This is a genomic window from Tessaracoccus rhinocerotis (assembly GCF_007197885.1).
Taxonomy (GTDB): domain Bacteria; phylum Actinomycetota; class Actinomycetes; order Propionibacteriales; family Propionibacteriaceae; genus Arachnia; species Arachnia rhinocerotis.
On sequence record NZ_VKKG01000006.1, the window covers coordinates 206,317 to 225,625 of the forward strand.

19 protein-coding genes are annotated in these 19,309 nt (G+C 69.8%); 13 read left to right on the forward strand and 6 right to left on the reverse strand.

The genetic code is table 11. The features are described 5' to 3' along the window. Positions 1 to 19 precede the first annotated feature (19 nt). Positions 20 to 1,714 carry an alpha-amylase family protein gene (locus tag FOJ82_RS14275; protein WP_143939158.1) on the reverse strand — a complete coding sequence of 565 codons (1,695 nt, stop codon included), beginning with the start codon at positions 1,712 to 1,714 and terminating at the stop codon, positions 20 to 22. Between the two features lie 17 nt (positions 1,715 to 1,731). Beyond that, positions 1,732 to 2,688, reverse strand: coding sequence for a TIGR03885 family FMN-dependent LLM class oxidoreductase (locus FOJ82_RS14280; protein ID WP_143939159.1), 957 nt, complete (start codon positions 2,686 to 2,688; stop codon positions 1,732 to 1,734). Positions 2,689 to 2,786: 98 nt separating this feature from the next. On the opposite strand from FOJ82_RS14280, the gene FOJ82_RS14285 reads away from it, so the two are divergent. Further along, entirely contained in the window at positions 2,787 to 3,944 is a 1,158-nt protein-coding gene (locus FOJ82_RS14285; protein ID WP_143939160.1) for an NAD(P)/FAD-dependent oxidoreductase, read from the forward strand. A 2-nt stretch (positions 3,945 to 3,946) separates the two neighbouring features. On the opposite strand, the gene FOJ82_RS14290 is transcribed toward FOJ82_RS14285, so the two are convergent. After that, complete coding sequence (locus tag FOJ82_RS14290; protein WP_221933177.1) at positions 3,947 to 4,339, reverse strand: four-helix bundle copper-binding protein; 393 nt, start codon at positions 4,337 to 4,339, stop codon at positions 3,947 to 3,949. A gap of 119 nt (positions 4,340 to 4,458) precedes the next feature. Next, on the reverse strand, positions 4,459 to 6,126 hold the full coding sequence (locus FOJ82_RS14295; RefSeq protein WP_143939161.1) for an NERD domain-containing protein: 1,668 nt from the start codon (positions 6,124 to 6,126) through the stop codon (positions 4,459 to 4,461). 131 nt (positions 6,127 to 6,257) lie between these two features. On the opposite strand from FOJ82_RS14295, the gene FOJ82_RS14300 reads away from it, so the two are divergent. The 4 genes from FOJ82_RS14300 to panB all read left to right on the forward strand — a co-directional run bounded on the left by FOJ82_RS14300 (position 6,258) and on the right by panB (position 9,383). After that, positions 6,258 to 7,166 (forward strand): DUF4349 domain-containing protein, encoded by a 909-nt coding sequence (locus tag FOJ82_RS14300; protein ID WP_143939162.1) that lies wholly within the window; start codon positions 6,258 to 6,260, stop codon positions 7,164 to 7,166. 89 nt (positions 7,167 to 7,255) lie between these two features. After that, a complete protein-coding gene (gene panC / locus FOJ82_RS14305) occupies positions 7,256 to 8,104 on the forward strand; it encodes a pantoate--beta-alanine ligase (RefSeq protein ID WP_143939163.1) in 849 nt (282 codons plus the stop codon). Continuing rightward, positions 8,104 to 8,493, forward strand: coding sequence for an aspartate 1-decarboxylase (gene panD, locus FOJ82_RS14310; protein WP_143939164.1), 390 nt, complete (start codon positions 8,104 to 8,106; stop codon positions 8,491 to 8,493). Before panC ends, panD begins: the two co-directional genes overlap by 1 nt. 5 nt (positions 8,494 to 8,498) lie before the next feature. Further along, positions 8,499 to 9,383 (forward strand): 3-methyl-2-oxobutanoate hydroxymethyltransferase, encoded by an 885-nt coding sequence (panB, locus tag FOJ82_RS14315; protein ID WP_143939165.1) that lies wholly within the window; start codon positions 8,499 to 8,501, stop codon positions 9,381 to 9,383. Between the two features lie 139 nt (positions 9,384 to 9,522). On the opposite strand, the gene FOJ82_RS14320 is transcribed toward panB, so the two are convergent. Beyond that, positions 9,523 to 10,443 carry a C40 family peptidase gene (locus FOJ82_RS14320; RefSeq protein ID WP_221933178.1) on the reverse strand — a complete coding sequence of 307 codons (921 nt, stop codon included), beginning with the start codon at positions 10,441 to 10,443 and terminating at the stop codon, positions 9,523 to 9,525. Between the two features lie 242 nt (positions 10,444 to 10,685). On the opposite strand from FOJ82_RS14320, the gene FOJ82_RS14325 reads away from it, so the two are divergent. The 5 genes from FOJ82_RS14325 (at position 10,686) to FOJ82_RS14345 (ending at position 13,779) form a co-directional block, all read left to right on the forward strand. Continuing rightward, positions 10,686 to 10,952, forward strand: coding sequence for a PqqD family protein (locus tag FOJ82_RS14325; protein WP_143939166.1), 267 nt, complete (start codon positions 10,686 to 10,688; stop codon positions 10,950 to 10,952). A gap of 66 nt (positions 10,953 to 11,018) precedes the next feature. Beyond that, positions 11,019 to 11,144: a lasso RiPP family leader peptide-containing protein gene (locus FOJ82_RS14330; protein ID WP_143939167.1), complete on the forward strand. Its 126-nt coding sequence runs from the start codon at positions 11,019 to 11,021 to the stop codon at positions 11,142 to 11,144. A gap of 81 nt (positions 11,145 to 11,225) precedes the next feature. Next, positions 11,226 to 12,395: an asparagine synthase-related protein gene (locus FOJ82_RS14335; protein WP_185975814.1), complete on the forward strand. Its 1,170-nt coding sequence runs from the start codon at positions 11,226 to 11,228 to the stop codon at positions 12,393 to 12,395. Next, the gene (locus tag FOJ82_RS14340) at positions 12,392 to 12,844 is read left to right on the forward strand and encodes a lasso peptide biosynthesis B2 protein (protein WP_143939169.1); all 453 of its coding nucleotides are present in this window, start codon (positions 12,392 to 12,394) and stop codon (positions 12,842 to 12,844) included. The genes FOJ82_RS14335 and FOJ82_RS14340 overlap by 4 nt, the downstream gene beginning before the upstream one ends. Further along, the gene (locus FOJ82_RS14345) at positions 12,841 to 13,779 is read left to right on the forward strand and encodes a phosphoenolpyruvate carboxykinase (ATP) (RefSeq protein WP_143939170.1); all 939 of its coding nucleotides are present in this window, start codon (positions 12,841 to 12,843) and stop codon (positions 13,777 to 13,779) included. The genes FOJ82_RS14340 and FOJ82_RS14345 overlap by 4 nt, the downstream gene beginning before the upstream one ends. 13 nt (positions 13,780 to 13,792) lie before the next feature. Here FOJ82_RS14345 and FOJ82_RS14350 read toward each other — a convergent pair whose 3' ends face one another. Then, positions 13,793 to 14,908, reverse strand: coding sequence for a nucleotidyltransferase family protein (locus FOJ82_RS14350; RefSeq protein WP_143939171.1), 1,116 nt, complete (start codon positions 14,906 to 14,908; stop codon positions 13,793 to 13,795). A gap of 151 nt (positions 14,909 to 15,059) precedes the next feature. Here FOJ82_RS14350 and FOJ82_RS14355 point away from each other — a divergent pair, with 151 nt between their 5' ends. The 3 genes from FOJ82_RS14355 to FOJ82_RS14365 all read left to right on the forward strand — a co-directional run bounded on the left by FOJ82_RS14355 (position 15,060) and on the right by FOJ82_RS14365 (position 19,285). Beyond that, on the forward strand, positions 15,060 to 16,922 hold the full coding sequence (locus FOJ82_RS14355; protein ID WP_143939172.1) for an ABC transporter ATP-binding protein: 1,863 nt from the start codon (positions 15,060 to 15,062) through the stop codon (positions 16,920 to 16,922). A gap of 423 nt (positions 16,923 to 17,345) precedes the next feature. Next, positions 17,346 to 18,347, forward strand: a complete 1,002-nt coding sequence (locus FOJ82_RS14360) for an ABC transporter permease (protein ID WP_143939173.1) — start codon at positions 17,346 to 17,348, stop codon at positions 18,345 to 18,347. Continuing rightward, on the forward strand, positions 18,344 to 19,285 hold the full coding sequence (locus FOJ82_RS14365) for a carbohydrate ABC transporter permease (protein WP_221933179.1): 942 nt from the start codon (positions 18,344 to 18,346) through the stop codon (positions 19,283 to 19,285). Before FOJ82_RS14360 ends, FOJ82_RS14365 begins: the two co-directional genes overlap by 4 nt. Positions 19,286 to 19,309 lie beyond the last annotated feature (24 nt).

Genomic DNA, 19,309 nt, shown 5'->3' on the forward strand with positions numbered 1-19,309 from the left:
GCGCGGCCGGTGCGTCGCCTCAGGGCAGCCTCGTGTCACCCGGCCGGTGGAGCCGCCACCACTGGTGCCCGTAGCCGTCCACGGGGATGGTCAGCCGGCCGTCGTCGACGACCAGGTGTTCGGTGGAGAACAGCTCGTTCGCGACGGTGCCCTCCTCGAGGTCGGCAACCTCGACGGTGATCTCCGTCGCCTCCGGACCGAGGTTGTGCACCAGCAGCGTGCTCGTCCCGGGGTCTCCCGGCTGCGCCCACGTGCAGCGGTGCGCCAGGACGGAGGGTGCCTCGTGCTGCAGCACCTCGAACGTGCCCATCCCCACCTCCGGGGACTCCCGGTAGCGGCCGGCCAGGTTCGATATGAACGACAGCAGTGACCCGGGATCCTTGCGCTGCTCCGAGACGTTGACGTGCTGGGGTCCGAAGGCGCCCTCGGTGATGGGGGACGGCAGCCGCGAGGGCCGGGCACGGGAGAACCCAGCGTTCTTCCCGGAGGTCCACTGCATCGGGGTCCGGACGGCCAGGCGGCCCTCGACGTCGAGGTTCTCGCCCATCCCGATCTCCTCGCCGTAGAACAGCACCGGCGTCCCGGGGAGGGCGAACAGCAGCGAGTAGACCATCCGGATCCGGCGGGGGTCGCCGTCGAGCATGGGAGGCAGCCGCCTGCGCAGTCCGCGGCCGAACAGCTGCATGTCCGGTTCTGGGCCGAAGGCGTCGAAGACCTCCTGGCGCTCCTTGTCGGAGAGCTTGTCGAGGGTCAACTCGTCGTGGTTGCGCACGAAGCAGGCGAACTGGTTGTGTCGCGGCAGGTCAGGCCGGCGGGCGAGGGTCTTCGCGATGGGCGCGGCCTCCTGGCGGGCCAGGGCGAGGTACATGCGCTGCATCAGCTCGAAGTCGAACTGCATCGTGAGCTCGTCGCCCGAGTTCTGGCCGCCGAAGAAGTCCACCTGCTTCTCGTAGGGGATGTTGACCTCGCCCAACAGGATCGCGTCGCCGCGCCGTCGGCCCATGAACGCCTTGATCCGGCGCAGGTAGTCGTGCGGGTCGCCGTACTCGGCCGACGCCGCCGCGGAAGTGCCGCGGCCCTCGATCAGGTTGGGCACGGCGTCCACCCGGAACCCGTCCAGGCCGAGCTGCATCCAGAAACCGATGACCTTGCTGATCTCGTCGCGCACCTGCGGGTTGGTGACGTTCAGGTCTGGCTGGTGCTTGTAGAAGTTGTGCAGGTACCACTGCCCGGTCTTCTCGTCGAGCTCCCACAGCGAGTCCTCCTGATCGGGGAAGACCACCTGCCCGGAGGTGTCGGGCGGCTCGGTGTCCCGCCAGACGTAGAAGTCGCGGTAGGGGTTGTCGGTGGACTTGCGGGCCTCGCGGAACCAAGGGTGCTTGTCAGAGGTGTGGTTGACCACCAGGTCCGCGATCACGCGCATGCCGCGGTCCTTCGCGGTTCGGATCAGTTCGACGAGGTCGCCGAAGTTGCCCAGCTTGGGGTCCACGGCGAGGAAGTCCGTGATGTCGTAGCCATCGTCCCGCTCCGCCGTGGGGTAGAAGGGCATCAGCCACAGGCAGGTGACGCCCAGTTCGGCGAGGTGGTCGATGCGGGCGGAGACGCCGTCGAAGTCCCCCGTGCCGTCGTCGTCACTGTCGAAGAACGTCTCCACGTCGAGGCAGTACACGACCGCGTTCTTCCACCACAGGTCCGAGCTCTCAGTCTTGCGCATGGGCGATGTTCCTCTCGTCAGGTCAACTGGGGGAGGACCCGCTCGCCGAAGGCCTCCAGGAAGGGGGTCTGATGCTGGCCGACGTGGTGCAGGTAGACGGTGTCGAAGCCGAGGTCGGCGAGACCATGGATCCTCTCCACCATGAGGCCGAGGTCGCTGGAGACCAGCACGCTGGCGCGCACCTGCTCCTCCGTGACGCCCTGGCGGCTGACCTCGTCGAACGAGGCCCGGGTCAGGTCCCAGCACGCGGGAGCCGCGAACACGTTGGAACGCCACTGGTCGTGCGCGATCGCGTACGCCTCCGCCTCGGTCGGGGCCCAGGACAGGTGCAACTGCAGCACCTTGTGGCCCGCCCCGCCCGCCTCGTCCCACGCGTCCAGGATCGCCCGCACGGTCTCGGGTGCCGCGTTGATGGTGGCCACGCCGTCGGCCCAACGGGCGTTGCGGGCCGCCGATGCGGCCGTGACCACCGGCGCGATCAGCTTGGGGCGCGGGTCCGCCACCTCCCACAGCCTGGCCTCGTGCACCCTGACCAGCCCGTCGTGGTTGACGGTCTCGCCGTCGAGTAGGCGACGGATGATGTCGACGCACTCCTCGAGGCGACGGTGCCGGGTCTCCTTGTCCGGCCAGGCATCCCCGGTGACGTGCTCGTTGGCGTTCTCGCCCGAGCCCAGCGCGGTCCAGAAGCGTCCCGGGAACATCTGCCCGAGTGTCGCCATGGCGTGTGCCACCACGACGGGGTGGTAGCGCTGGCCCGGTGCGGTCACCGTGCCGAAGGAGAGGTTGGTCGTGGCGAGCGCCGCGCCGAGCCAGGGCCAGGCCATGCCGGAGTGGCCCTGCCTCTCCGACCACGGCTCGAGGTGGTCCGAGCACATGGCGGCGGTGAATCCCACCTCCTCGGCGCGCTGGACGTCGGCGAGCAGTTGCCGGGGCGAGATCTGCTCGTGCGATGCGTGGAACCCGTAGGTGGCCATGGCCCATGTCTACCGTCACGACGTGTCACACGCAGCCGAACCGGCAGGATCTCCGCCTACCACTGGTGCCCGGCCACGGCGCGTGTGACCATTGCTCCATGAGCTCACGGCATCCGAGTGTTCTGGTCCTGGGCGCTGGTTTCGGCGGCCTCGAGGTCGCCACCGCGCTCTCGCGAGAGTTCGGGGACGGGGCGGAGGTCACGCTGGTGGACCGCGCCGACAGCTTCGTCTTCGGGTTCTCCAAGCTCGACTTCATGTTCGGCCACACTGGGGCCGATCGCGTCCGGCTGCCCTACGCCGACGTCGTCCATCCCGGGGTGCGGATGATCCACGCCGAGGTGCGGGCGATCGACCCTGTGGCCAGGACCGTGACCACCGACGCGGGGGAACTGTCGGCGGACATCCTCGTCGTCGCGCTCGGGGCAGACGTCGCCCCCGCCGCCACCCCCGGGCTCGTGGAGGCGGGCCACGAGTTCTACTCCGTGCCCGGCGCGGAGGCGGCCCGCGAGGCGCTCGACGCCTTCGAGGGCGGCCGCGTGGTCATCGCCGTCACCTCCACGCCATTCAAGTGCCCACCGGCACCCAGTGAGGCGGCCCTGCTGACCCATGACTTCCTGACCCGGCGCGGACTGCGGCAGGCGTCGTCCATCGATCTGGTGATGCCGCTGCCCAAGCCGATCCCGCCCTCGCCGCAGGCGTCCCAGGCGATCCTGGCCGCCTTCTCGCAGCTCGACATCGGATGGCACCCGAACCAGACAGTGCGGTCGGTGAACCCCGAGCGCCGCGTCCTCGTGCTGCAGGACGGGCTGGAACTCGGGTTCGACCTCCTGCTGGCCGTGCCGAAGCACCACGCACCGGCGGTGGTGGTGGAGTCGGGACTCACCGAGGAGGGCTGGATCCCGGTGGACCCGCTGACGCTGCGCACCAAGTTCCCCGACGTCTTCGCCATCGGCGACGTCACCAGCGTCGGCACCCCGAAGGCCGGCGTGTTCTCGGAGGGCCAGGCGAAGGTGGTGGCACGCCAGATCATCGACGGCGGCGCCACGGACGAGAGCTACGACGGACGCGGGATTTGCTACATGGAGTTCGGCGACGACGAGGTGGCGCGCATCGACGTCACGTTCCAGGCGGGCCAGGCGCCGCACGGCAGCATGGACGGACCCAGCCGCGCCAACGCCGACGTCAAGCAGGCCTTCGGTGAGGAGCGCGCCCGGCGCTGGTTCAACCGGGACTGGCGACCGCTCGAGTCCCGCTGACCTCAGAGCTGTCCGGCCAGCAGCTCCAGGCAGGCCTGCTCGCACCGGCGGCAGGCCTCGGCACAGATCCGGCAGTGCTCGTGCATCTCGGCGTGCTGCTCGCACTCCGTAGCGCAAGCCGCGCACGCCTCCGCGCAGCTGCGCAGCAGGGCGTTGATGACGGCCACCTCGCGACCGTTCTGGCGCGCCAGCACCCTTGAGGTGGCGGCGCAGACGTCCGCGCAGTCGAGGTTGAGGCGGATGCAGGCGCGCAGGTCCGCCACCATTTCCTCGGCCAGGCAGGCGTCGGCGCAGATGGTGCAGGTCTCGGCGCACTCACCCAGCAGGCGGATGACCTCGCCGAGGGCTTCGTTGGGGGTGTCGATGGGATGCGTGACGAGCATCTGGTTGGGCATGTCCTTCTCCTTCTCGGGGCGGACGGCCCGGACGAGCCGCCCGTGGTTTGCCGGCGCAACTTCCAACGTCTCCACCCTGTCACCGCAGCGCCCCGGAGTCAGCCGTTCGACCCAATTCGTCAGCTCCGTGCGCGCAGCGCCTTCACGACGTCGGGCTCTGCCCGGGCGATGGCCGCCAGGTCCCCGACGATGACCAGTCGGTCGGTGGCCCTGGAAAGCCCGACGTAGATCCGCTCGCGGAAGCGTTCCCGGGTGCCGTCCTCGTTCACGCACAGCACCACGGCGCGACGCTCCAACCCCTTGAAGCCCAGGACGTGGCCGTAGAAGACGAGCTCTGAGTCCCAGAACGAGTCCCAGTAGCCGTCCTGTCCGTCCATCTCCTGCCGGTTGCGCTGCTCCGGGTGGCGTCGGCCGGTCGTCAGCAGCGCCACGTGCCCCGCCTCCCAGCCCTCGTCGAGGAGGGCCTCCACCTGGTCGTCGGCCACGCCGTCGGCCTCGTCGGGCGTCGTCTGGACGTGCAGCACCTCGGGCCCGTCGCCGCCCTCGAGGCGCATCCGGAGGGGCGCGAGCGGGCGGAACACCTCGGCGATCTGCCTGGTGTTGCGCAGGTTGTGGTCCAGCACGAGCGGGACCAGCGGCACCGGCGGGCGGCCGAACCGCTGGAACAGGCGCTGGTTCTCGTCGGAGTAGAGGAACAGGCCTCCCTCCTGCTCGTCACGCAGCGCGGCAAGCAGGGGGCGCCACCACGACTCGGCGAAGTCCTGGGCCTCGTCCACGACGAAGGAGTCGAACCGCTGCCCTGGCGGCAGTTCGGCGGCCCGCTCCGCCATCAGGAGGGGCAGCTCCTGCTCCCAGAAGTCCGGGTCGTCCCGGGAGCCGGACTCGATCCCCCACAGGTTCGCGAGTTCCTCGAACGTACCGACGAACGCGGGCCGCTCCTTGTAGTGCCACGACGCCACTTCCCGCTGGAAGTAACTCGCGAGCCCGATGGAGTAGCACAGCAGCGCCACCCGCTCCGACGGCCGGCCGGCGCGTCCCTTGGTGAGCTGCCGCGCCTGCGTGAGCGCCAACACCGTCTTCCCGCTGCCCGCGCCGCCCCGGATCTCGACGCGCCGCAGCAGCCGCGTCACCCCCAGTATCAGGCCCTGGTCCTGCGTGAGCCGGTCCGCGCGGAACTGGCGCTCGTCGGCGTCATCCATCACAGTGGCGACGGCGTTCGTGCCGCGGGCCGTGAGGATGTCGACGATCACCTCGCAGTCCTCCTGGCTGGGTGGCCGACGGTGGTTCTCGAAGGACAGCGGGATGTGCGCCAGCCGCTCGGCCAGCACGGCCAGGTCGGCCTTGTCGTGGATCATCCACCGCGGGCAGTCGGGCAGGTCGAAGTCCAGCCCCAGCGATGTGAACGGCGTCACCACGGCATGCGCGAACCGCACCGGGCTGCGCGACGACTCGGCCCAGCGCGCGTCGGTCTCGACGTAGTTGCGGATCGCGTAGCGGGTGTCGCGCACCTGCCCCACTGGGTCCACCGGTTCCGGGCGCCCCTGCCGCTGCATCGTCCACCGACCGTCGGTATAGGCGATGCCTGCGCCCTTGACCTCGACGACCACCACCCCCACCCCCGGCATCACCAGCACGAGGTCCGCCTCGTGGTCCTTCGAGGTGTCGGTGAGGCGCAGGTTGGAGATCAGAGCGTCCTCCGGCCGCAGTGCCGAGCGCAACTTCTCCCACACCACGCGCTCGGAGTCCGTGGCGAAGCTGGGATCGGCCGGCAGCAACAGTGGTGGCATGGCGACACGCTAGCGGGAGGGGCAGACGGTGTGTGGGCGTGGCTCCGGACTCGATTGGGTAACGGTTCTGCGGCCGGCTCAACCACCCGTGCCCACGAAGGCGTGGGTATGGGTGACGAAGGAGGCAGATCATGGTCCGAGACAACATTCTGATCCGCGCGCTGGTGGTGCCCGTGGTGGCGGTGGTCGCCCTGCTGGGCGGCTGTAGCTCGTCGGTCGAATCCGCCGGGGACGGTTCCTACGCGGAGCACGAACCCGCGCCCGGCAAGCCGATGGATGGAGGCCAGGAGGGCTACCCGGCGGAGGACGGCGACACCGGGGAGCAGGAACCGATGGTCATCCGCACCAAGACCCTTCGATTGGAGGTGGCGGGCACCGAGGACGCGGTCGAGGAGATTCGTGAACTCACCAGATCGGTGTCGGGAACGGTCAGCGACATGCAGGTGGCCACCGACGATGGGTGGGTGCACAGGCGCGACGGGGACGGCGAGGCAATGCGCGGCTGGGTCACGGTGAGGGTGCCGTCCGAGTCGTATGAGGACTTCCTCGACTCGGTACTGGGTCTCGGCACGCTCGAGTACCAGTCCGAGGCCACCGAGGACGTCACCCAGCAGCACGTCGACCTCTCGGCCCGGCTCGAGAACCTGCGCGCCCAGGAGGCACGCCTGCGGGAGTTCTTCGACGCCGCCCAGAACGTCGAGGAGATGCTCGCCATCGAGAAGGAGCTGGGGCGCGTGCGCGGCGAGATCGAGTCCCTCGACGCCCAGGTCACCTACCTCGAGCGGCAGGCCGCCATGGCAACGGTGACGGTCGAGCTCACCGAGCCACGTGCGGTCGTCACCCCGCAGGGGCCGTCCTGGGGGTTCGTCGAAGCCGTCACCAACGGGTTCCGCGGCGCTGCCGAACTGCTCACCGGCGCGCTCACCGTGGCCATCGCGACCTCGCCGCTGTGGCTCACCGGCCTGGTGCTGTTCCTGCCGATCAGGGCCATGGTCCGCCGCCGCCGGGCGAGGGCCGCGGCCGGCGCGGAGGAGGGCTGACGACGTCGGCGGACGCGTTTCGCCCTCCCCGCGGGCCCTGACGTAAAATCGAGGTAATCGCCTCATGGTCGACAACCCGGGGAGGGCAGATGAGGACCGTGCGCACCGTCGCCGAACTCCGCGAGGCCGTGGCATCGACGCGCGCCGGTGGGGGCCGGGTCGGCTTCGTGCCCACCATGGGCGCCCTCCACGAGGGACACCTCTCGCTGGTGCGCGCCGCCCGGGCGGCCACCGACCTCGTCGTCGTCTCGGTGTTCGTGAACCCCACCCAGTTCAACGAGGCCTCGGACCTGGCCGCGTACCCGCGCGACGAGGCCCGCGACGCGGAACTCGCCGCAGGCGCCGGAGCGGACCTGCTGTTCGCGCCGGAGGCCGAAGAGGTATACCCGCCCGGCCACTCCACCACGGTCTCTGTCTCGGGGGTGAGCGAACCCCTCGAGGGTGCCCATCGCGGTGCCGTCCACTTCGACGGGGTGGCGACGGTGGTGGCCAAGCTGCTGGTGGCCGTCGCCCCGGACGTGGTCTGGTTCGGGCAGAAGGACGCCCAGCAGGTCGCAGTGGTGCGCCGCCTGGTTGCCGACCTCGGCCTGCCGGTGGCCATCGAGGTCGGCCCCACCGTCCGCGAGGACGACGGCTTGGCGATGTCCAGCCGCAACACCCGCCTGAACCCTGCCGACCGGCAACGGGCGCTGGCGCTCAAGGCCGGCCTCGACGCCGTCGCCGCAGCCGCCGCCTCCGGTGCCGCACCGCGCGAGGCGGAGCTCGCCGGGCGGCACACGATGGAACGCCGGGGCATCACGCCCGAGTACCTCGTGCTGGTGGACCCCGACACCTTCGGCCACGCCGACCGGCTGCCGGCGCTCGCCGTCGTCGCCGCCACCGTCGGGCCCGTGCGTCTCATCGACAACCTGCCCGTCCCCGCCAAGGAGCACCCCTGATGCAGCGCACCATGCTGAAGTCGAAGATCCACCGCGCCACCGTCACCGACGCCGACCTCCACTACGTCGGGTCGATCACCATCGACCCCGACCTCCTCGAGGCCGCAGACATCCACGAGTACGAGCAGGTGGCCGTGGTCAACATCGACAACGGCCAGCGCTTCGAGACCTACACCATCGCCGGGACCCGCGGCTCCGGGGAGGTCAAGGTCAACGGCGCCGCCGCCCGGCTCGTGCACCGCGGGGACCTGGTGATCGTCATCTCCTACGCCCAGTACGACGCGGCAGAGCTCGCCGGGCACGAGCCCGTCGTCGTGCACGTGGCCCGGGGCAGCAACGCGGTGCTCGAGGTCGATGCCGAGGTTGCCACCCTCCGGACGGGGAACTGACGACGATGTCGGCCACGCCCCCGGCCCGCCGGGCCACCACGCTGCCGGGTCTCGCCGCGATGAAGGCCGCCGACGAGAAGATCGTGATGGTCACCGCCTACGACTACCCGAGCGCCCTCGCCGCCGAGGCGGCGGGAGTCGACGTCGTCCTGGTCGGCGACTCCGGTGCGATGACCGTGCTGGGCCATTCGAGCACCGTCGGCGTCACCGTCGCGGAGATGCTCGTCCTGGCCGGTGCCGTGCGACGTGGCCTGAGCACCCCGCTGCTGGTGGTCGACCTGCCGTTCGGGTCCTACGAGACCAGCGACGAGCAGGCGGTCGCCACAGCCGTGCGCTTCGTCAAGGAGGCGGGCGCCGACGCCGTCAAGCTCGAGGGGGGCGGGGCGATGTCGGTGTCCCGCGTCCGGGCGATCATCGCCGCCGGCATCCCCGTGATGGGACACGTCGGCCTCACCCCGCAGACCGCGACCGCCCTCGGCGGGTACCGGGCCCAGGGCCGCACCGCCGTGGCGGCCCGGCGGATCGCGCAGGAGGCCCGCGCCCTCGAGGAGGCGGGTTGCTTCAGCATCGTGTTGGAGGCGGTGCCCTCCGAGGTGGCCGACGCGATCATGCCGTGGTTGGGGGCGGTCGTGATCGGGATCGGGGCCGGACCCGGAACGGACGGGCAGGTGCTGGTCTTCCACGACCTGCTGGGCATGTCCTCCGGCGGTTCGGCCCGCTTCGTGAAGACCTACGCGGACCTCGGCGCCCAGATGGCCGACGGCGTGCGCCGCTACGCCGACGACGTCCGCGCCGGCACCTACCCCGGCCCTGAGCACTGCTACCCGATCGAGCCGGCCGAACTGGCCGCCTTCCTGGCCGATCCCACTCGCGACGCCCCGGCGGAGTAGCCACCTGCTCCATCCAGCGCAACACTGTTGCGCAAGGCGCTGTGGTCGGCCCCCACCGCAACACTGTCGCGCGGGTGAAAAGGAGCAGCGCCCGCACCACGGGGGATTGGTGCAGGCGCTGCGGATCTGGGGGGGAGGGTCAGCTGACGACGCGGACCGCTCCGGAGAAGGGCATCGAGTTGACACCGGCGACGCGGACACCGGTGCGCGGGTTGGCGGCGTCGACGATCTTGCCGTCGCCGATGTAGATGCCCACGTGGCTGATGGGGGAGTAGTAGAACACCAGGTCACCGGGCTGCAGGTTGGACTTGGAGACGCGGGTCCCGGCCGAGTACTGGGCGCCGGAGCTGCGCGGCAGGGTGATGCCCACCTGGCGGTAGGCCCAGCTGGTCAGGCCGGAGCAGTCGAAGGAGTTCGGGCCGGAGCTGGCGTAGCTGTAGCTGCTGCCCACCTTGGACAGGGCCGCGTCGACGATGGTGTCGCCCAGCGACAGGGAGATCGGCTGCTCGACGGGGACGCCGCTGATGGCGGGGGCCGCGGCCGGGATGCTGGTCACGGCGGGCTTGGTGGAGCTGGAGAACTGGACGATGTTGTTGATGACCCAGTCCGTGGCGGAGGTGAAGGTGCCGTTGTCCGTCTCGATGGTCTTGGTCACGGCCCAGGAGCGGCAACCACCCCTGCCGGTCTGCGCCGTGTCGCACTCGGTGCGCCAGCGCCGGCCGTCCTCGCCCACCCAGTCACCGTTGGCGGCCAGTGGGTTGCCGGCCCACGCGGAACGGTCCGAGGGGAGGTAGGTCAGGTTGTTGAAGACCCAGCCGTCGTGGGCGACGTAGCGGCCCTTGTACAGGACGACGGTGCTGGCCCAGATGTCCGTGGAGCAGCGAACGACGGTGGAGGAGTACATCTCGCAGTCGGTGCGCCAGTAGCGGCCGTTGACGAGGTGGTCCCCCGGCTGGGTGTAGACCGTCGTGGTGGCGGCCTGCGCGTTGCCGGGGTTCGCGATCCCCAGGACCAGCCCGAAGAGGGCGGCCGTGGTGGCGATCAGGAGCTTCTTGAACATGCTTGGGTGGGCCTTCCGTGTTGCGACCTCGGAAGCATAGGCAGACGTACCTGAGAAATCCAAATGGAATCCTCAGGATCGTGGGCCTGGTCAGCGTGGCAGGGCCTCTAGAACCCGTAGTGAAACTGAGAAAACTCAGACGAAACACGGGTTGAAATCAACCCTTCCCAAGCGTGGGGATTCTCCCCTAGACTCAAGCCCATCGGTACTACGACGGGCCGATGTGTAATCGGGGGATGCACATGAAACTTCGCGCGAACGACATCACGTGGCGAGAGATCGACGGCGATCTGGTCATTCTCGACCTGCGCTCATCCACGTACCTCACCACCAACGCCAGCGGCGCTGTGCTGATGAAGGAACTCACCGACGAACGTACCGACGACGAACTCGTCGGTGCCCTCGTCGGCGCCTACGACATCAGCGAGACCCAGGCCGAGAGCGACGTGCGCAGTTTCGTCCAGGCCCTTCGTGACGGTGGCCTGCTCGAGGAGCAGCCCGTCCATTGAGACGCGACGCGGTCCGTGGCGACCGTGACGTGAAGAGTAACGACCACCTTGGGGGAGGTGAAAACTATGCAGACCTACGAGGCTCCGCAGCTGACCACCGTCGGCTCACTGAAGGACCTGACGCTCGGTGAAGGTTGGGCGGGTAACGACGACGTCCTTCTGTGGTTCATCCGTTACGGCGAACTGTCCTGACATGCAGTACCAAACGCTCGGGGGTTGCCGCCAAACGGTGACCCCCGAGCAATGTCCCGGCCGAGCGGAGAGGAGATCCCGTTGCACAAGCCGATGACCACTGGTGACTTCGTCCGGAGCTCACCGCTCGAGGTTGCCACCGGATTCGTCTACGGACTGCTCCCGCGCACGCCGCTGCCGCGGACGGGCTCGACTCCGCGCCAGGCGCTCGACGACGCCATCCGCCCCGCCCTGCTCGACGGCCCGTGCTTCGTGACCTTCTCGGGCGGCAGGGACTCCTCGGCCGTCCTGGCCGCCGCCGCCGCGCTCGCGCGCCGCGAGGGGCACGACCTGCCGATCCCGGTCACGCGCCGCTACCCGGACCTGCCTGACACGGACGAGTCCGAGTGGCAGCGCCTGGTCATCGACCACCTCGGACTCGAGGACTGGGTCCGCTTCGAGTTCACCGCGGGGGAGACCGACCTGCTCGGCGAGACCGCCCGTTCGGCAGTGCTGCGTCGCGGCGTGGTCTGGCCGGCCGCCGTCCACACGCAGGGCACGATGTACTCGCAGCTGGGATCCGGATCGCTGATGACCGGCGAGGGTGGCGACGCCGTGCTGGGGCTGCGGCGTGTGACGCCACTGACCGTCCTGCGGCGGGGGAGACGGCCCAGCCCGAACCTGGTGCGTCGCGCCGTCGACTCACTCCTGCCCCGCCCGCTGCGGAGGCGCCGAGCGGCGAGCGCCGGACGCCGGAGCACGCACGCCCGCTGGCTGCGACCGGCCGCCCTCGAGGAGCACGTCGCAACCCTTTCGGCTGAGGAGGCCCAGGAACCACTGCGCTACGACGAGGCCACCTGGTTCCTCTCGCGCCGCCGCTTCCTCGACGTCCTCGCCCACAACCAGGCTGCCGAGGCCGCCACCTACGGCATCCGGACCCTGGACCCGCTCATCGACCACGGCTTCCTCGCGGCACTCGCCCGCTCGGGCGCCGGCTGGGGCTACAACGGCCGCACCGCGACGATGCGCGCGCTCTTCAGTGACGTGCTCCCCGAGGCGGTCATCGCACGATCCACCAAGGCCCGCTTCAACCACGCCTACAGCGGCGAGAGCACCCGGGAGTTCGCACGAAGTTGGGACGGCTCCGGCGTGGACCCGGAACTCGTGGACGTCGAGGCCCTCCGCGAGGTCTGGCTCTCCGAGGAGCCGACGATGGCCACCGGGTTGCTGTTGCACAGCGCCTGGCTCGCCGCCCAGGAGGACGGGGCATGAGGATCAACAGGCTGGTTGCCGAACTTCCCGCCACGCTGGTGGCCGCCGGGGTGGCGCTCGTGGTCGAGGTGGGGCTGAGGACGACGTCGCTGCCCAGGCTGGCCCGGCTCCTCGGGACGCCGCTGGCCGTCGGGACCGACGCGGCCGGTCCGGAGGCGATGACCGCTCCCGCCGCCCTGCGCCTCGAGCCGTGGGCGCGCAGGCGGGTGCGTGCCACGCGCCGCGTCCTGCGGCGCTGGCCCCTCGGTGACACCTGCCTGCGCCAGGCCTTGGTCAGCGGCCAGCGGCTGCGGCGGCTGGGGCCGTCGCTCCATGTGGGGGTGGCGAAGATCGACGGCGAGATCCGGGCCCACGCCTGGCTCGTGATCCGGGGCGGGGTACTCGACCCGATGGCGGCCGCCGCCAGCTATCTCGATCTCGCCCAGACCGACCCAGGACGGCACAAGTGACCCCAGTGACCAAGCTCTACGGACTCGCGGTCCGCTCCGAGCTGCCCCTGCACCAGAGCCGCTTCCTGCCCGAGCAGACGCCGGTGGACCTCGAGATCGTGATGGGGCCGCAGGCTCCCCGCACCGACCAGGAGCCGCCCGGCCGGGTGTTGCTGCACCTGCAGGTCGACCGCCAGTACTACACGGCAACGGAGACCGACGACGACTACCTCCTGCGCTTCTACAGCACCTGTGACGTCCACATCTCCAAGGACCTGCGGCGCGCCGTGGTCCGCCTCTACCCCGACGCCGACCCGGACATCGCCGCGGTCCTCGCCGGCGGGACGGTGCTGGCCTTCGTCCTGTCCATGCGGGGTGAGGCGGTGCTGCATGCCAGCGCCGTCCAGGTCGGGGACGCCGCCGTCGCCTTCGTCGGGGCCTCCGGGATGGGCAAGTCCACCTCGGCGACGCTCATGTGCGCCGACGGCGCGAAGCTGATCACCGACGACCTGCTCGTCCTGGACCTCGCCGCGACGCCGCCCACGTGCGCGCTCGGCGCCACCGAGCTGCGGCTGCGCAAGTCCGCCGGGGAGCTCTCGGACCGGTTCGAGGACGCGCCGGGGCGCCGCGTGACCGGGGACGCACGTGACGCCATCGCCGCACAGTCCGCCACCACGGAGGACCTCCCGTTGCGCGCCATCATCGTGCCGGCGCCGGACCGGTCGGGACGCACCGACGCAGTGATCGAGCAGCGCGACGCCATGACCTCGTTCCTGCTGCTGTCCCGGTTCCCGCGCCTGCTGGGCTGGGAGGACGAGTCGATCCTCGAGCGGCACTTCCAGCAGCTGGGCGACCTGATCGAGAAGGTGCCGGTCTACATCGCGAGGCTGCCCTGGGGCCCGCCGTTCCCGGACGACGTCGCCGCCTCGATCCGTGGCGCGGTCGGCGTCGGCTGACGCGACGCGTGGCTCAGGCCAGCTGGGTGGCCTCGACCTTGGTCAGGTAGGCATCGATGACCTCGGGGGAGGCGGGCACCCGCGGTCCGGACTCCTCGGTGGGACGCAGCCGGTCCACGACACCCCTGGCGGCGCGTCCGGCGATGCTGGCGCCCGTCCCGAAGAGCCCAGGCCGCAGCCCCCGCGTGACCAGTCGGACCCAGGAAGCGTCCTTGCGGAGGCCTTGGACCGGCCAGCGCGCGTCCACGGCCGCCAGCACCGCCCGCATGCCCGGGCCGAGGCCGAGCCGCGCCTCGAGGTCCTCCGGGATCGGTGTGCCGAGCAGCCGGTGGCCCCGGCCGAGGACGGCCGCCACCTGCACCCCCGCCCCCCAGGTCTCGGCCCGGGCGACGACGTCGTCCCAGTCGGGCACCTGCCGCGCGAGCTGGTCCGCGTCGAGGACGTGGCCGAGCTTGGTGGCGCCGATGAGGGCTGCGTGCTGGCAGACGTGGACGAGCGCGTCGGCCGGGGACAATGCCCACAGCTTCGCCGGGCCGATCATCACCGGAACCCGGCGCGCGAGCAGCGCCTCGGCTGTGACGTCGAAGCGGCGGCGCACGCTGCCCATCACCACCATCGACCAGTGGAGGTCCATCACCACGCCGGCCTCGTTGACCAGGGCCACCTCGCCGGGCAGCTCCTCGCTCAGGAGGGACTCGTCGCTCAGGATGATCCGCCACCCCGCGTCGATGAGCCGGTTGCAGGTCTCGCGGAACTGGTCCGGACCCACGAGCAGGTCCAGGTCCTTGTAGAAGCGGAGCCCGGGGATGGGATGAGCGAACTCGGACAGCAGGGGACCCTTGAACGCCAACCAGTCCACCCCGGTCAGCACTCCTGCCACCCCGCCCAGGAGCGCAGAGGTGCGCAGGTGGTTCACCAGGGCTCGGGCGCGGTCCTCCCGCAGCGCCCCGGCGACGTCAGGGTACGAATCGCGCAGCGCGACATGGGTCAGAGGTGCGATGCGGTGGTAGCGCGCCCCGGCGACCACCTCGTCGACGAGTCCCGGCTCCTCCGGGAGGTGCGGCTGCGCGCCGCGACAGACGTCGACAAGTGCCCGGTCAACCCCCTGCTGCAGCGCGGTTCGGCGCATGGCTCCCACTCCTCCCCCAAGGTCACGCGTGGGTCACAGCCCACACGGTACTGGCATTGGCCCCACGGCGTCCGGATCAGCGGTTAAATGGACCCCACGGGTTCTGGCAAGGAGTGCCGCGCCCCGTGGTCTTTGGTGAATCGGGGGGTTCATGGACGAGGAACGGGTGGATTCCGTCTCACTGCGGGTGGCCGCGCGCTCGGAGAAGAAGTCGCTCGGGAGGCTCTCGAGCCTCGTGCGGATGAGTCTCTCGCTGGTGTGGTCGTCGGGCCGCTCGCTGTTCATCGCACTGGTGGTGCTCCAACTCGTGGCCGCCGGCGCCCTCGCCGGCCAGGTGCTGGCGGTCCAGGCGGTGCTGGACGCCATCCTCGGTGCGGGCGGGGTGGACGCCGTGGTCCGGCCGGCCCTGCTGCTCGCGGGACTCACTGCGGTCTCGATGATCGCTGCCGGCGCCCAGGGCCAGGTGCAGCGGCTGCTGGCGGAACTGGTCTCCCGCGCGATGTGGCACCGCGTGCTGGGCGTGGCCACCGGCGTCGGACTCCGGCACTTCGAGAGCCCCGAGTTCTACAACCGGCTCAACCGGGTGCAGACCAGCGCGTTGTCGCGGCCGTACCAGGTCACGCAGGGCCTGCTCGGGATGGTCGGCGCGCTGGCGGCGTCGATCGGTGTGGGCATCGCCCTGGTCAGCGTCTCGCCGCTGCTCCTGCCCCTGGTGGTCATCGGTGGGGTGCCGATCCTGCTCACCAGCCGGCGCGAGTCCCGGTTGGAGTTCGAGTTCTCGGTGCGCCAGACCGTCTCGATGCGCTGGCGACAGTACTTCACCGTCCTCCAGACCGGCCGGGACGAGGCGAAGGAGGTCCGGGCGTTCGGGCTGGCGCCCTGGCTGCTGCGTCGCTTCGACGAGCACTACGGGAGCTACCTCGACGACCTGGGCCGCCACGTGAGACGCCGCACCGTGCTGATGGTGCTGGGGCAGGTCGGTTCCGCGCTCGTGCTCGTCGCCACGCTGCTGGTGCTCGTCTGGCTGATCGCCCGAGGTGACATCGGCGTGGCAGGCGCCGGCGCGGCCATCGTGGCCATCCGCATGCTCGCCACCCAGGTCCAGAGCCTGTTCCGCGGCGTCCAGACCATCTTCGAGTCCGGCTTGTTCCTCGACGACCTGAACGGCTTCCTCGCCCTCGGCGAGGCGGCGCGGGAGGAGGACAGTGGCGACGAGGCGCCGTCGGGCTTCCTCGAGATCGAGGCCAGCGGGGTCCACTTCCGCTACCCGGGATCGGAGACGGAGGCGCTCAGGGGCGTCAACATCCGGCTGGGCGCAGGCGAGGTGGTGGCGCTGGTGGGCGAGAACGGCTCCGGCAAGACCACGCTTGCCAAGCTGCTGGCAGGCCTCTACGAACCCGACGCCGGCGCCATCCGGTGGGACGGCAGGGAGATCCGGGAGTTCCGGCCCAGCAGCCTGCGCGAGCGCATCACGGTGGTCTTCCAGGACTTCGTCCGCTACGCGCTGCCGGCGCGGGAGAACATCAGCGTCGGCCGCGTGGACGAGCCCACCGACGAGCTGCGCGTGCGGCAGGCCGCCGCGGCCGCGGGTGCGACGTCGGCCCTGGAGTCGCTGCCGCAGGGCTACGACACCATCCTGAGCCGCCTGTTCAGCGGCGGCCGGGAGCTCTCCGGTGGCCAGTGGCAGCGGGTGGCGCTGGCGCGGTCGTTCTACCGCGACGCGCCGCTGGTGATCCTCGACGAGCCGAGCGCGGCCCTGGATCCCCGGGCCGAGCACGAGCTCTTCTCCACCCTCCGGGACGCCCTGCACGGCCGGACGGCGCTGTTCATCTCGCACCGCTTCTCCACCGTCCGCGGCGCGGACCGGATCTACGTGCTCAACGAGGGCGAGGTGGTGGAGGAGGGCAGCCACGAGGCCCTGCTCGCTGCCGACGGCCGTTATGCAGAGCTGTTCCGGCTGCAGTCGGACGCGTACGTCGCCCGCGGGGGCAAGGCCGGTGAGAGCGCCAAGTAACTCGTGTCTGGTTCGAGACAGCAGTAGTGCGAGACGTACTGACGCGGAGGACGCGCGAGCTTGGAGCGGACGGCACTAAACACGGAGCCGTCCGCTCACCCGACAAGGAGGACGCGCGAGCCGGAGCGGACGGCACCGGAGACGGAGCTGTCCGCTCGGTCCGAGGCACCCAGATCCCGGTCGCGGCAAGAGCCGCCCGGCCGGGTTCCTGGCCGTGTGAACCGCGGAATCCAGCTTCGAAACGCTCCGAAACGATCAACCCGACTCTGACCACGCCCTGAACGTCCACCATTTGGACTTGAAGATAACAATTTGGCCTCAGGCGTTGACAGTGGACCCGGAGCACGGGTTACGGTCGAAACCGCACAGCCGAGCATCGAAACGGTTTCGGGGGTGGGAAGAGCTACTGACGCAAGGGAGCGTATGAGCATCAAGGAATCCGCTGTTGACGTGGCGACGGCGCCGGTCGAGGCGCTGCCCGACGCGTCGCCGTCCGACCGCAGACGACGGCCCAGAAGGGCTCGCAGCACGTGGCGCCGGTCATTCGCCAGGGACTGGCGCCTCTACACGCTGCTGGTCCTGCCCGTGGTGTTCCTGGTCGTCTTCAGGTACGTCCCGATGGCCGGCAACGTGATCGCCTTCCGCCGCTACCGCCCGGGCGGCAGCATGTTCGGCGACGAGTGGGTCGGCATGCACTACATCGAGCTGTTCATCAACGACCCGACGTTCTGGCGCGTGTTCGCCAACACCCTCATCCTGGGTGCGCTGAGCCTCGTGATCGTATTCCCGCTGCCCATCATCCTGGCGCTGATGCTGAATGAGCTCCGCTCCCAACGGTTCAAGCGCGTGGCGCAGTCCATCTCGTACCTGCCGCACTTCATGAGTGTCGTCATCGTGGCCGGCGTCGTGCTCCAGCTCACCTCGGCGCGCGGCTCGATCAACCAGCTCCTGGACGTCGTCGGCATCGAGTCCGTCCCGTTCATGCAGTTGTCCGAGTGGTTCCGCACCATCTACGTCGGCTCCGAGATCTGGCAGACCGTCGGCTGGGGCACCATCCTCTACCTCGCCGCGCTGTCCACCATCGACCCGCAGCTCTACGAGGCTGCCCGGATCGACGGCGCCGGCCGCTGGCGCCAGACCTGGCACGTCACGCTGCCCGGCATCCGTCCCACCATGATCGTGCTCCTGATCCTGAACATCGGCACCTTCATGGCGGTCGGATTCGAGAAGATCCTCCTGCTCTACAACCCGTTGCTGTACCCGACGGCGGACGTCATCGCGACCTACCTGTTCCGCGTCGGCATCTTTTCCAGCCAGTTCTCCTACGCCGCCGCGATCGGCCTGTTCGAGGCACTCATCGGCCTGACGCTGATCCTCTCGGCGAACTGGATCTCCAAGAAGACCGTCGGAACGAGCCTGTGGTGACCAACAACACGATCCTGGACCCGCGCAAGCGCGCGGCGCGCATCTTCGGCCCGTCGGTGGTGGGCGGCATCAGGGACTCCCGCAGCTACACCGCATTCCGATGGCTGAACGCCGCCCTGCTGGTGGTGATCTGCTTCCTGACGCTGTACCCGTTCCTCAACATCGTCGCGCAGGCGTTCAGCTCTGAGGCCTTCATCAACTCCGGCCAGGTGAACCTCGTGCCGCGCGGCTTCAACATCTCCACGTTCAGCTACGTGCTGGGCGACCCGATGTTCTGGCGCAACTACGGCAACACCGTGCTCTACACCGTCGTGGCGACGGCGATCGCGATGTTCCTCACCACCACGTTCGCCTACGCCCTGTCCAAGCACCACCTGAAGGGCCGCACCTTCTTCATCGGGCTCGCGGTGTTCACCATGTTCTTCAACGGCGGCCTGATCCCCAACTACATCCTGATCTCGACGCTCGGGATGAAGAACACCATCTGGGCCATCGTGCTGCCCAACGCCATCAGCGTGTTCAACCTGCTGGTGATGAAGTCCTTCTTCGAGAACTTCCCGACGGACCTCGAGGAGGCCGCCGCCATCGACGGCCTCAACACCTACGGCATCCTGGCGCGGGTGGTGCTGCCGCTGAGCAAGGCGGTGATCGCGACGATGGTGCTGTTCTACGCCGTGTCGTTCTGGAACTCCTGGTTCACGGCATTCCTGTACCTGGACCGCTCCGAGCTCTACCCGGTCACCGTCTACCTGCGGAACCTGATCGCAGGCGCGACGGCCGCGGACCCGTCGGCGCAGCAGGCGGGCGAGGCGACCCAGGTGGCCTCCAACGTCAAGGCCGTGACCATGCTCCTGATCATGGCGCCCATCATCAGCGTCTACCCGTTCATCCAGAAGTACTTCGTGTCGGGCGTGATGCTCGGCTCGGTCAAGCAGTGACTCCACCACAACCCCCACGGAAGG

What these genes read in the sequence shown, in the direction of transcription:
- FOJ82_RS14275 (WP_143939158.1), bottom strand. Translation starts at nt 1,714, where the DNA reads ATGCGCAAGACTGAGAGCTCGGACCTGTGGTGGAAGAACGCGGTCGTG.
- FOJ82_RS14280 (WP_143939159.1), bottom strand. Translation starts at nt 2,688, where the DNA reads ATGGCCACCTACGGGTTCCACGCATCGCACGAGCAGATCTCGCCCCGG.
- FOJ82_RS14285 (WP_143939160.1), top strand. Translation starts at nt 2,787, where the DNA reads ATGAGCTCACGGCATCCGAGTGTTCTGGTCCTGGGCGCTGGTTTCGGC.
- FOJ82_RS14290 (WP_221933177.1), bottom strand. Translation starts at nt 4,339, where the DNA reads ATGCCCAACCAGATGCTCGTCACGCATCCCATCGACACCCCCAACGAA.
- FOJ82_RS14295 (WP_143939161.1), bottom strand. Translation starts at nt 6,126, where the DNA reads ATGCCACCACTGTTGCTGCCGGCCGATCCCAGCTTCGCCACGGACTCC.
- FOJ82_RS14300 (WP_143939162.1), top strand. Translation starts at nt 6,258, where the DNA reads ATGGTCCGAGACAACATTCTGATCCGCGCGCTGGTGGTGCCCGTGGTG.
- panC (WP_143939163.1), top strand. Translation starts at nt 7,256, where the DNA reads ATGAGGACCGTGCGCACCGTCGCCGAACTCCGCGAGGCCGTGGCATCG.
- panD (WP_143939164.1), top strand. Translation starts at nt 8,104, where the DNA reads ATGCAGCGCACCATGCTGAAGTCGAAGATCCACCGCGCCACCGTCACC.
- panB (WP_143939165.1), top strand. Translation starts at nt 8,499, where the DNA reads ATGTCGGCCACGCCCCCGGCCCGCCGGGCCACCACGCTGCCGGGTCTC.
- FOJ82_RS14320 (WP_221933178.1), bottom strand. Translation starts at nt 10,443, where the DNA reads ATGTTCAAGAAGCTCCTGATCGCCACCACGGCCGCCCTCTTCGGGCTG.
- FOJ82_RS14325 (WP_143939166.1), top strand. Translation starts at nt 10,686, where the DNA reads ATGAAACTTCGCGCGAACGACATCACGTGGCGAGAGATCGACGGCGAT.
- FOJ82_RS14330 (WP_143939167.1), top strand. Translation starts at nt 11,019, where the DNA reads ATGCAGACCTACGAGGCTCCGCAGCTGACCACCGTCGGCTCACTGAAG.
- FOJ82_RS14340 (WP_143939169.1), top strand. Translation starts at nt 12,392, where the DNA reads ATGAGGATCAACAGGCTGGTTGCCGAACTTCCCGCCACGCTGGTGGCC.
- FOJ82_RS14350 (WP_143939171.1), bottom strand. Translation starts at nt 14,908, where the DNA reads ATGCGCCGAACCGCGCTGCAGCAGGGGGTTGACCGGGCACTTGTCGAC.
- FOJ82_RS14355 (WP_143939172.1), top strand. Translation starts at nt 15,060, where the DNA reads ATGGACGAGGAACGGGTGGATTCCGTCTCACTGCGGGTGGCCGCGCGC.
- FOJ82_RS14360 (WP_143939173.1), top strand. Translation starts at nt 17,346, where the DNA reads ATGAGCATCAAGGAATCCGCTGTTGACGTGGCGACGGCGCCGGTCGAG.